This is a genomic window from Microcoleus sp. N9_A1 (assembly GCF_036701795.1).
Classification (GTDB): domain Bacteria; phylum Cyanobacteriota; class Cyanobacteriia; order Cyanobacteriales; family Microcoleaceae; genus Microcoleus.
Map to the genome: position 1 here is coordinate 1 of NZ_JAUBRI010000061.1, position 11,779 is coordinate 11,779.

Annotated in this window: 9 protein-coding genes; 3 read left to right on the forward strand and 6 right to left on the reverse strand. The window is 46.2% G+C overall.

What is annotated here, in order from left to right:
- The first annotated feature begins 88 nt into the window (after positions 1-88).
- A complete protein-coding gene (gene cobT, locus QUA58_RS23525; RefSeq protein ID WP_333252289.1) occupies positions 89-1,195 on the forward strand; it encodes a nicotinate mononucleotide-dependent phosphoribosyltransferase CobT in 1,107 nt (368 codons plus the stop codon).
- A gap of 388 nt (positions 1,196-1,583) precedes the next feature.
- On the opposite strand, the gene QUA58_RS23530 is transcribed toward cobT, so the two are convergent.
- Positions 1,584-1,982, reverse strand: coding sequence for a hypothetical protein (locus tag QUA58_RS23530; RefSeq protein WP_333252288.1), 399 nt, complete (start codon positions 1,980-1,982; stop codon positions 1,584-1,586).
- 783 nt (positions 1,983-2,765) lie between these two features.
- On the opposite strand from QUA58_RS23530, the gene QUA58_RS23535 reads away from it, so the two are divergent.
- A complete protein-coding gene (locus QUA58_RS23535; RefSeq protein ID WP_333396270.1) occupies positions 2,766-3,875 on the forward strand; it encodes an extracellular solute-binding protein in 1,110 nt (369 codons plus the stop codon).
- A gap of 67 nt (positions 3,876-3,942) precedes the next feature.
- On the opposite strand, the gene QUA58_RS23540 is transcribed toward QUA58_RS23535, so the two are convergent.
- The 4 genes from QUA58_RS23540 to QUA58_RS23555 form a co-directional block, all read right to left on the reverse strand.
- Complete coding sequence (locus tag QUA58_RS23540) at positions 3,943-4,470, reverse strand: hypothetical protein (RefSeq protein ID WP_333396273.1); 528 nt, start codon at positions 4,468-4,470, stop codon at positions 3,943-3,945.
- A gap of 23 nt (positions 4,471-4,493) precedes the next feature.
- A complete protein-coding gene (locus tag QUA58_RS23545; protein ID WP_333396275.1) occupies positions 4,494-7,772 on the reverse strand; it encodes a PAS domain-containing protein in 3,279 nt (1,092 codons plus the stop codon).
- 324 nt (positions 7,773-8,096) lie between these two features.
- A complete protein-coding gene (locus tag QUA58_RS23550) occupies positions 8,097-9,227 on the reverse strand; it encodes an aldo/keto reductase (RefSeq protein WP_333396278.1) in 1,131 nt (376 codons plus the stop codon).
- A 5-nt stretch (positions 9,228-9,232) separates the two neighbouring features.
- On the reverse strand, positions 9,233-9,739 hold the full coding sequence (locus tag QUA58_RS23555) for a bifunctional nuclease family protein (protein ID WP_006635481.1): 507 nt from the start codon (positions 9,737-9,739) through the stop codon (positions 9,233-9,235).
- Between the two features lie 228 nt (positions 9,740-9,967).
- Here QUA58_RS23555 and ribE point away from each other — a divergent pair, with 228 nt between their 5' ends.
- On the forward strand, positions 9,968-10,681 hold the full coding sequence (gene ribE / locus QUA58_RS23560) for a riboflavin synthase (protein ID WP_333252283.1): 714 nt from the start codon (positions 9,968-9,970) through the stop codon (positions 10,679-10,681).
- Positions 10,682-10,767: 86 nt separating this feature from the next.
- On the opposite strand, the gene QUA58_RS23565 is transcribed toward ribE, so the two are convergent.
- On the reverse strand, positions 10,768-11,655 hold the full coding sequence (locus QUA58_RS23565) for a glycosyltransferase (RefSeq protein WP_333252282.1): 888 nt from the start codon (positions 11,653-11,655) through the stop codon (positions 10,768-10,770).
- Positions 11,656-11,779 lie beyond the last annotated feature (124 nt).

Below are 11,779 nucleotides of genomic sequence, written 5' to 3' on the forward strand. Positions count from 1 at the left end.
AACGTCTTAAGTTTAACTCCAATTAGGTAACTTAATGTTTTGTTACATAGATATGTTTTTTCCCGCCTACCTACTTACTGACTAATTTATGATTCATATTTATACAAAAATTGAACAGGGGCAGCGGTGGCTCGATCGCTATCAGGGACAAAAACCGATATTTGCCTGCGTGTTAGGATTTACCGCGACAGGCTTAATTCCGGGGATTTCAGCAGCAGGAGCAACCCCGCACGATCGACAATTTACTTGTTTGGCAGATGCAGAATTTTTGTATAACGGCCCGCAACCGTCGCCCCAATATCCTTTGCCGCCCCTAGAAGCGGGTGCCTCGCCGGTACTAATATCTCGCGCTGTAGTCGAAGCTTTGGAAATTCCGCTTTACCTGTTTAATGCAGGTTTACCCCTCCCGCCTCCGGTACCTGCAATTGATTTGGGCGGCACTGCGGCAAAGTGTCTGATTTCTGGGAATGCTTTAGAACTCGAAACAGTCAAACATTTGCTCGAACAAGGATTAATTTGGGGAGCTAAATTGGCTGCTCAAACTAATGGCAGCTATTTAATTTTAGGGGAGTGCGTAGTTGGGGGAACGACTACTGCTTTGGGTGTGTTAATGGGTTTGGGTATTGCAGCGGCGGGCAAAGTTAATAGTTCTCATCCTCGCTGCAATCACGGTCAAAAATTGGCTGCGGTGACAGCGGGACTCAATAATGCTGAGTGGGAAATTGGCGGAGAAAATAGCACTCCCCTGGATTTGGTAGCGGCGGTGGGCGATCCGATGCAGGTAGCGGTGGCGGGAATGGCGATCGCCGCGAGTCGCACTTGCGGGGTGCTTCTGGCCGGGGGTACGCAAATGCTGGCAGTGTACGCTTTGATGCAAGCCTTAGCCCGTGAATATGCTCTCTTTTGGTGTCCGGAACAAGTCACGGTGGGGACTACGCGCTGGGTGGCTGAAGACCCTACAGGGGACACGGTAGGACTCGCTAAGGATATCGGCGGTGTGCCTTTGTTGGCTGCACAGTTAAGTTTTGCTGGATCTTGCTACGGGCAACTGCAAGCTTACGATCGCGGTTATGTTAAAGAAGGTGTCGGTGCGGGAGCGTGTGCGATCGCCAGTGGCTTGGCTGCAAATTGGACTCCAACTCAACTCCTCCAAGCTGTTGAAGCTTTAGCCTCGCGGTGTGAAATTAAACATTAGAGAGTCCTGGAGGCAAAAAACCTGGTTTTTATTGAAAATATTGGGGTTTTGCAGCGACGAATACTCTCGCAAACCGGGTTTTTAGTTTTCTGTGCGTCCAGGAATGTTAGGAATTAAACATTAAAAATTCAGAGGCGGCGATCGAGCTGCGAACATGGTTGTGCTGCTCACCCAGCTTTGTTTGGGCTGAATAATTATATCACTTTCTGTAGCATTTCTGCTCTCAGATTTACAGAATTTTCTACACAATATCTGACTTTGATGTAGTATTCCCCCTGCTAATTGCGGGAGATAAAAAACTCTATGCAATGAATCTATAAGTAGACGAGCATACATCAACGCAACTTATATTTTTTTTTGATTAGTACCCGATCCCCGCTAGCAATATTTAATTATGCCCGCCTAGATGTTGGGAGTGCATTCTTTTGGAGAGCAACTGTTCTTCCAAGGCGGCAATTCGATTGTAAGCTGCTGTTAGCTGAGCTGTTAAGCGCTGGATTTGAATTTCTGCGCTCAGCTCTTTTTCCAAGCTTTGAGAATTCTTGTCGAAGTAGCTGTCATCTAACAGTATGTCTTTGTGTTCGAGGAGGCCGTCGAGACTGCTGTAGCTTTGATAGGGCGAGGTTTTGTCATTTCCTACCGTTCCAGAGCGATTGTTTCTCTGTTGCTGGGCTAGCTTCGTCTCCTGGGAGGACTCCAATAACTTTTCATTGAGATTTTCTATGAGTTTGTAGATGGCTTCTACTTGTTGCGTCAATACTGTAACTTGCTGGCGGAGCGCTTCCATACAATCATCCTTTGGCTCGTAACTTATATCTTTTCATTTTAGGTAAATCTTTACATAACTTGGATTTATCACTAAATTATTTAATTTTTGACGTAATTGTTGTGTTCCCAATCCTGACGGTAGATTTAGGGAGCCAGCTTGAAGATAATCGATCGGCATTTGTGAGTCGATTGTAGATTTTAGATTTTAGGTTTTACATAGTCTTGGACACAGGAACCGGGTTGGTTAACCCCCATACTTCGTTCAAACCTTCAATCAGAGTTAAAACGTCGGGTTCCTGAGAGTCGGATTGCAGAGCGTCCTATTAGATTGACTTCGCTCTCGCCAGTGCTTTCAGGATTCAAATGAATGGATTTTTAGTTTTTTTTAGTTATTAAGCTGTCGCGGATTTAAAAAGGATTTTTCACTTCGGTTGTGTAAAAAACCTCATCCAGCGGCAGAGGGCAGCGCTCTCGTTGTTTCGTTATATTAAAAAATGTAACACATATCCAGTCGATCGACCCGGCTGGCGAGCAAAACTGGCTCAAAGGAACTTGGGGCAGAGAAATTAGGCGTTAAGTTGACGGAGTTTTCCGCATCGGAAAGCTTGATCGATAAGGTAGAAGGTAAAATCAGGGCAAGAGTCCAACAGACTCTCTTGGCAGCAGAACCGAGTACAATGGCTCTGTGTTTGAAAAAGAAATAAGACAAATCGGCGCCAACTACCGGACTCGACAAACAATTATTTCCCGGGCTGTAGAACACAAAACGATCGCTTAATATTTAGATAAAACGGGTTCACAGGTGAAACGAAGGTCTTTGCTATTGGGTGCAGCCACCCTAACTTTAAGTCAATTGGCGGCAGGGTGCGACTCGAAGCCCATTCTCAAAATTCGATCGCTCAAAAACGGTATTCCGGCCCAACTGGTAAGCAAATTTAGCCGCGATTTACAACCGTCTCCGCTTTTGCAGGTAACGCAAGAAGCACAATTAAAAGAATTATTCGCTTTGTTGCAGCAGTGGAAACGGACACCCGCAGCCAAAAATCAAGCTGACTTGGTGATGTTGGGAGATTACTGGCTGACTTTGGCAATTAGGCAAAAATTGATTCAGCCGATCGATCCTGCTAAGCTTGCTAATTGGTCACAATTGCCCGAAAGATGGCAAAAACTCGTCCGGCGCAACGATGACGGTAAATTAGATCCTCAAGGTAAAGTGTGGGCAGCACCTTACCGCTGGGGAAGTACGGTAATTGCCTATCGAACCGACAAATTTAAGGCTTTGGGGTGGACTCCGACAGATTGGAGTGACTTGTGGAAGCCAGAATTGCGCGATCGAATTTCTCTGCCCGACAGCGCCAGAGAAGTTATCGGTTTAACCTTAAAAAAACTAGGAAAATCTTACAATACGCAGCAATTAGATCGAGTTCCAAACCTCAAAAAAGAACTCACAAATCTGCACGCACAAGTTAAACTTTACAGTTCCGACGCTTACCTGCAACCGCTAGTTTTAGGCGATACTTGGTTAGCTGTCGGTTCCTCTGGAGACTTGCTGCCACTGCTACAAACTCAAAAGGATCTTGCTTTAGTAATTCCGGTTTCTGGAACTGCTCTTTGGACGGATTTGTGGGTAGAACCCGCATCGAAAAAAGCAGTTTCGTTAGCATCAAAATGGATTGATTTTTGCTTGCAGCCTCAAATTGCGCCTCAGTTATCTTTGCTGGCCAAAGCTAGTTCGCCGATAATTATTGGCATGAAACCCGAGGATTTGCCTGCGGATATTCGCGCTAATCCCGTGTTGTTGCCGCCTGCTAAAATTCTGGCTGCTAGCGACTTTATGCTGCCTTTGGGGGAGGCGGGGATTCAGCAATATCGATCGCTCTGGCAAGAAACTAGGCAAGTAGTGAAAAGTTAAAATGTAGAGTGCGTCAGCTCTTGATTTATCGATGATCCAGAAAATAACTCGCTGCTGACGAACCCTACTAAAATCCTTTGATTTTGCCTCGAAGCCCCGGATTTGACAGAGATTCTAAATCTATTTTACAGTTAAGCCGATCGCCCTTGCACGAATAAACCGCCAAAGCCTTCCCTTGACGGTTGCAAACTCGCAGATTGTAACCGTATTCGCTCGAAACCGTGCCGAAGCGGTTGACAAACTGATAGCGTTCGATATAGTCTAGCAAACTCCACAGTTGGCGGTTGACGATGATGATTACCAAAGCGTTATCGCGATCGACAAACCAGCGATCGAGCAATTTGCCGCCAAACAGTTTTTCAGCTAACCACAGACTCGGCACGCTTGGTTCGGCTTGCGAAAGCGGCGGCGGCGGCAAATTCGCAATGTTACCAGTCGGACAAACCTGCTGCTGGGAATACGCCGCAGATTGTCCCCACAGCAAGGCTGTGATGCAGGTAGAACTGGCAATTAGGAACAAAAATAAACTTTTTGTCAAAATGCTATGTCTGCGGGGACAAAATTGATTTTCGGGGCTAAATTTGTGGTAATTCATAATATTTTATTTCTGCAAAATTGTTAAAATTCCGATCGCCTAAACAACGAAGCAGGCAGACAAGCAGTAAAAGTAGAACCGCAATCTAACTCGCTAGTAACTTCAATATCGCCGCCCATCATCTGACAAAAACGCTGACTGATAGTCAGTCCCAAACCAGTACCGCCGTACTTGCGAGTAGTTGAATTGTCGGCTTGAGTAAAAGGTTGGAACAGTCGCTCTTGCTGTTCTTGTGTCATGCCGATGCCCCTGTCCGTCACTCGGAAAATTAAAAATTCTGCATCCAAAATTAACAGTTGAGCAACTCTCGGTTGATATTTATTTTTTAATTCTTCACTGGTAATTCTTTCGACAGTAAGCACGATCGTCCCATTAGCAGAAAATTTAGCAGCATTGCTGAGCAAATTCAGCATTACCTGCCGCACTTTCATCAAATCGCCGTGCATCGCGCCGATATTGTCAGAACTCAATACTTGCAAAGTATTGCCGTTTTTATCCATTAGCGGTTTGATAGTTGTGATCACCTCCTCGATTAAGCCTCCAACATCGAAGCTTTCGAGGTAAATCTCCATCTTGTCAGCTTCAATTTTGGAAATGTCGAGAATGTCGTCAATTAGGCGTAGCAAGTGTTTGCCAGCAGTGCGAATTTTGTCTAAATCCGAGACTACCTGTAAGTTGCCTAACTCTTCGGCATCTTCCGCCAGCATATCGCTGTAGCCGATAATCGCGTTGAGGGGAGTGCGTAACTCGTGGCTCATGTTTGCCAGAAAAGCACTCTTGGCGCGGTTGGCGAGTTCTGCGGCTTCTTTGGCCAACTGCCATGCTTCCTCAGCGTCTTTGCGTTCAGTGATATCTCGCAGTGTCGCCACCACCGCTTCGACGCTGCCGTCTGTCGCACAAAGCGGGCTGAGAATGTACTCGTAGTCGCGGGTTCCCCAGCTTGCCGTGGGGACAATTACTTCGCCTTTCACGGGTTCGGCTGTGGCAAATATGCCGTGGCATTCGTGGTGAACCCGCTGCATAATTGTTGGCGACCAGCCTAATTCCTGCCAGGTTTTGCCAATCATTTCTCTGGGGTTCATGCCAGCAGCTTGAGCGGCGGTGCGGCTGACATAGGTGTATTTTCCCGATCGATCTACTAGAAAAATTAGGTCAAGGGAAGCGCCGAGAATACCGTCAACTGTTCTGGCGTGTCGGGCTACCTGGGCGGTCATTTGTCTGACTGTGATGGCGCCGCGGACTCTGGCGGCGAGTTCAAACTGCAAGAGTTCGTTGGCTTGTTTGAGGAATAGAGTGCGCTGTTCGACTTCTATTTCTAGTTCGGCTTTGGCTTTTTCTAGGGTGAGTTCGGCTTTTTTGCGATCGCTCACATCTGTAGAAATTGTACCGACTGCATAAGCTTTACCTTCAGAGTTGCAGAGGGGAAATTTCAGAGAAATATAAGTGTGCGGGCCGTCGTCTTGAGGGATGATTTCTTCGAGGGTTAGAGGCGAGGAGGATTCGAGAACTTTCAGGTCATTTTCTCGCAAGGCTGCTGCTTTGTCTTGGGGAAAAATATCGCCGTCGGTTTTGCCTGTTATTTGCTCTTTGGCGATGTCGAACAAATTGTCAAAATGGCGGTTGGTGAGTAGGTATTTTCCCTCAACATCTTTGATGTAAATTACTGCTGTTGAGTTGTCTAAAATCGCTTGCAGCAGTGCTTCGCTCTTTCGCAGGGCTTTTTGAGTGTTTTGGCGATCGAGTATTTCTGGCTGCAATTCCCAGTTGAGGCGATTTAAGTCTTGCCAAGCTTGCTGGACTAGATTTAAGGCGATCGTGCTTTTTTCTACTTCTGTATTTGCCGGCCGCGAATGGTTTGAGACGGAGTTGGCGGGCAATTCTAGGGGTTGGAAAGCGAGCGGGATGTGGGGATTTGCGATCCTCTTCGAGGGCTGCGCTAACGGGCGAGCGGCCGCCAATTTTTTATTATATCGAAAATCTACGGCTAATTGACCATCTAAACTCGATTTTTTAGGGAATAAATCGGGGAATTCGCAGAAATTTAAATTGTCATAAATTAGATCAAACTTCCGGGATCGCTGCGGCGTTTCAGCGCTGGAGTTAGAGGGCCAATTCCCGTCTACTGTTGACAAATCTGAGTTAGCGGGTTTGGCAATCCGGCGGGTGACTGCAATTGCCAAGGCGATTGGCACCGCTAGAACTCCTCCACACAGTGCCAACAGCAGCCAATTGTTACCCAGATAGGTTTGGGGGATTCCCCGGACTAAAACTACTGCGGGTTTTCCGGCTAAATTGTTTAGAGATTTTGCTGCTACGGTATAAGTTTGATTGCCTATTTTTATTGGCTGAGCAACTGGTTTTCCACGAGCGGCGAGTGCCGATTTTAGTAGCGATTTGTCGATCGACTGTAAATCTGGCAACAGTTGATTTTTCGTAACGTTTTGTGTACTTACCAAGACATATTTGCCTTGATTAAGTGGTGCATAAATAGCGTAAAATCCCCCTTCGAGTGAATTGACAGTTTCACTGCTAGCAACCATCGGGATTTGGCTCAGATTTTTCCCTAGAAATAAAGTACCAATAACTGTCTGATTTTTGGGATTTTTTACGGGAATTTCAGTGTAACTAACCAGGACACGTTCGCTCAATCCAGACGCCAAAGCGGGCAATTGTTTCTGAATTTTCGATTTAACCAGAGTTTTGCTGGCTGTAATTGGCTCTTTTTTTGCTAATACTGGATAGGCTAGGTTACGAGGATTAAAACTTTGTCCTTCCTGGTTGAGATTAACGCTCAAAATTATCTTCCCATCTTTACCCACTAAAACAGCACTGTGTATTTCCCCTGTTTTGACTTGATTTTCCAGAATTTGCTTGACAGAATTTGGCAAATATGGTAATTTTTTGCCACTGTTATAAGCTATGGCTGTTTGGGCGATCGCAAGTCGATCGGAAGAGTTTTGCAAACGGTCAGCAGCGCGATCGAGTTTGAGATTATAGTTAATTTCACTAACAATTAATTCTGATTTAGCTTGATTTTGCCCTTGGATAATTCGCGCTGTCAATATCATCCAAAGCGCCGCTCCTGCAAGTCCGAGTGGCAAGATTATTGGTACAACTAGGAGTCCAATTAGTTGTTTGCGGGTGAGAGAAAAATTGTAAGTGCAAGGCATGACAACTGCTGCAAATCTGTCGGAACTTACTGCTGTAGTTGGCTGCGGACAATCTGACTGGAGGTTGTTTAAGTGAGTCTGAGCCATAGGAGTAGATGCTAAATCGGTAGTAGATGCGGGCTGCCAATTCATATAAACGATCAGAATGTTACTGTTTGAATTCTGCTGACCCAGATTTGGTTATTTAGTTATTAGTATGCTGTCGGATGTTCTTGAAAGCCTGTTGGCAGTATTGATCCCCAAAAACCGAGGTACTTTTTCGCTCAATTTTAGGTTTTCACCCAGGCTCAAAAACCCGGATTTTTGCTTGCAGTATGTAAATTCACTTAAAAACGAGTTTAACCTAATTGTTGCAGGAGTTAAAGACAAGACTTAGGCAGGGGAAGCCAAAAACCAAGTTTCTGTGCGGTATTTGGTGGCAGGTGCGATCGCCCTTTTCCCTGCTTCAGCTTTTTTTCAATCCCACAACCGCCTGCCTGCTTTGCCGCCCAGTCGCTGGTGAGTATCTTTGAGCAAGTTTGGGATGTCCAACTCTTCGGGACACCGGGGCAAACATTCGCCACAATCGGTGCAGCGGTTGCCTTTGTTGCCGGGGAACCAGTGGCCGGCATTTTCAAACATGGCGTAGCGGTATTTGCCAAAGTCAGTCATGTCGCACCCGACGGCGAGATTGCGGAGTCGCAATACTTCGGGAATGTTGATGTTTTCTGGGCAAGGCAAACAGGCATAGCACTGGCTGCATTTGTCGGTTTTCAAAGTGGCTGCAATCACCGATTCTAGCCGATCGAACGCAGCGATTTCGGCGTTGGTGAGGGGAAAGTCGCGATCGCAATATTTCAGGGGTTGCTCTAATTCTGTCGCATTTGCAGCCCCCACACTCAAAGTCCCAATCCTAGTATCGCTAAGTAAAAACCGATAGTTTAACTCTAAAGGCGAGAAAGGCGAGCACAATTGTGCGAGAGTTTCCGGGGGCGTGTAGAGTTGCCCTCCTTTATCGGCTGGGGAAATGATGAAAACGCCCATATCTTTGTGATTGGCGAGTTCAATTGCCGGGGCGTTGCGCTGAAAAAAATAGTAATAATGCAGATTGACAAATTCAAACAAATCTGTATTAATTGCCGCCAAAATCAGATCCAGAGGCCCGTGAGTCGAAAAGCCGACGTGCCGAATTCTGCCATCAGCGGTGGCTTTTTGTACAGCTTTTATGCAGCCTGTGGGCGATCGCACAATCGCCAAATGTTCCCAAGTATTCAAACCGTGAATTGCCAGACAGTCGATATAGTCTAAATTCAGGCGTTTGAGGGATGCGTCGATGCAGCGTTCCATGGCTGCTGCATCCTCGGTTGGGGAAATTTTTGTAGTGACGTGGAGGCGCGATCGATCGACAGACAAACCGGCCGAAAGGGCCGCGCCAAGATATTCCTCGCTGCAACCGTAACCTGCAGCCGTTTCCAGGTGATTGATTCCCATAGACACCGCCTGTTGTACAGTCTGACAGGCAGTTTCCTCAGAAGCCAAATAGCGCATGGTTCCCAAGGAAAATACAGACAGGTGCAACTCCGTTTTGCCAAACCGTCGATAGCGCATAAATGTTAGGAAGTTTCGCCGGGGCTAAAGCCGCTTCTCTTGATCAAATCCTCTGGGCGGAGGTTTGAGATAAATTCCCGGAAGGCGCGGCGTTCGGCTTCATCAGCATCTCGATCGACAGGTATCGAAGCATCGGCGACGACTTCTTCCATCACCCAGATGGGGCAGTTCGTACGCAGGGCTAGGGCGATCGCGTCGCTAGGTCGGGCATCGATCTCTTTTTTAACTTCTCCCTGACGGACGATCAGCACGGCATAGAACGTGTTATCTTGCAGCGAGTGAATAACTATGCGCTCCAAGGTAAGACTCCATGCCTCTAAGAAATTGACCATCAGATCGTGAGTTAAGGGTCGAGGAGGCTTGTGACCTTCGATCGCGCTAATAATAGCCTTTGCTTGCTCCTGACCGATATAAATAGGCAAAGCCCGTCGCTCAGTAGCGTCTCTCAATAGGACAATAGGACTGCGCGTGGCTGCATCTAAGGCAATTCCAGCGACTTTCATTTCAATCATTCGATCGGCCTCATAGAATTAAGAAACTGTAAGGCAGTAGAGAACTTGGACATAAAGATCACCTAAATCCAGTATGACTTGATCTTCGCCTGAATCTGCAACAGATCTGGGACTGTCGATTTGAGATTTTAGATTGACTCCGGGGGACAGGGGGACGGCAAAACCTCCTGTCTCTGGTTTGTCCCTATGGTTTGATGTAAATAAGCGATCGACTACGGAAAAATACTTATGTTTACAGGACTAATTCAATCTCTCGGAAAGCTGAAGTCGCTAGGCAACGATTATTTCCAAATTTCCTGCACCTCCAACAACTCCTACCAGATTTTACAAGATTTAGCCATTGGGGACAGCGTAGCCGTGGATGGAGTCTGTTTGACGGTAGTGGAAGTTCTGCCGCAAGGTTTTGTCGCCGTCGCTTCCCCAGAAACCCTCCGCCGCACTACTCTGGGTTCATTCCCCGATGCTTCGGTGAACCTAGAAACCTCCCTGCGCGCCGGTAGCAAATTGGGGGGACATTTTGTGACGGGGCACGTAGATGCGATCGGCACTTTAGCAACATCCACCCAAACCGCCAACGCTTGGGAGATGAGGTTTACAGCCCCACCGACAGCAAATTCGGGATGGCAACGTCAAATAGCACCTTACATCGTTTCCAAGGGCAGTATCGCCGTCAACGGCATCAGCTTAACCGTGGCAGATTGCGATGCTGACGGAAATTGGTTTGAAGTTGCGGTAATTCCCCACAGTTTTGGTGAGACAAACCTCAGCTATTTGCAACCAGGAAGTTTAGTTAATTTAGAAGCAGATATTCTCGGCAAATATGTCGCCAAATTTCTCCGCAGTGGCTCAAAATCGCATCCAGAACCTTGGGAAGAAACCCCCGCCATCAACAGTTCGGGAACAATTACACCAGAATTCTTAGCAGAACACGGATTTATTTAATCATCTTGATTTATAAGTTTTTTAGGGAGGTAAGAAAGTTTATGTAGTAGCGGTTTAAACCCCCGACTCTCAAAGCTAATTTAGTGTTACTTATCTGAAAAATTGTTCTTTTCCCAGAACAATCCCGCTGCAATTGCTGCCTGTGACACTAAAAACAATGCTGCAATTAATAGCTTTTTAATACCCGGTGTGTGCGCCAATGGATAAGTGAGCAAATTGAAATAAAAGGATGGATGTTGCAGTCGGGAATTCTCAGCGCTTTTAGAAATATTTTGCTGAAACAAAAAAGCACCTTTACCGTAATTGAATTGCTGTTGCAAAAATTTGTGCAGTGTCATTTTGTGGGCATGATAGACTATAACTTCGGGAGCGTAAACCGCGCCACAGCCGGAATTGAGCCACCGATGGCAAAATTCCCGATCTTCTCCAGCGAAGGAAAAAGTTGTGCCAAAGCCGCCGATTTTTTGGAAGGAGTCAGCGGGAAGGGCAAAATTGTTGGAAGTGAAATATTTTGCGCGATCGGGAATAGCATTATAGTAACTGTAAAGGTAATCGATCAATTGCTGGCTTGCCGTAGAATATATGTTATCAGGAAGTGCGTTAATAATTCGACCTCCAATTAAGCAGTCTGGTGTTTTGGCCAATCTAGTTTCTAGAGTTTGCAGCCAGTCTGTGGCAACAGTACAGTCATCGTCTGTAAATACTAAAAATTTGCCTGTGGCTGCAAAAGAGCCAGTATTTCTTGCTATTGCTGGTCCTGAATTCGGTTGTGTTAAAAGTATGAGATTGAGCTGATTTTGAAAGGGAAAAATTGTAGATTCTAGAGATATTTCGGTGCTGTCGTTGACGACAATGACTTGAAAATTATCGCGCGGATATTCCAGTTCCACAAAAGACTGGAGACACGCCGCTAATTTATCGGGGCGATTGTAAGTCGGAACAATAATTGAAAATAGAATTTTAGCTTGGTTCATGATTAGGGCTTACGCACTCCGAACAAATAAACCAGGTTTTTTAACCGATATTGACGGTTCTAAGCAAGTATTTGGGTGGAAAAACCCGGTTTCTGAACACCCGTTCGTAACTCCTAATTATAAC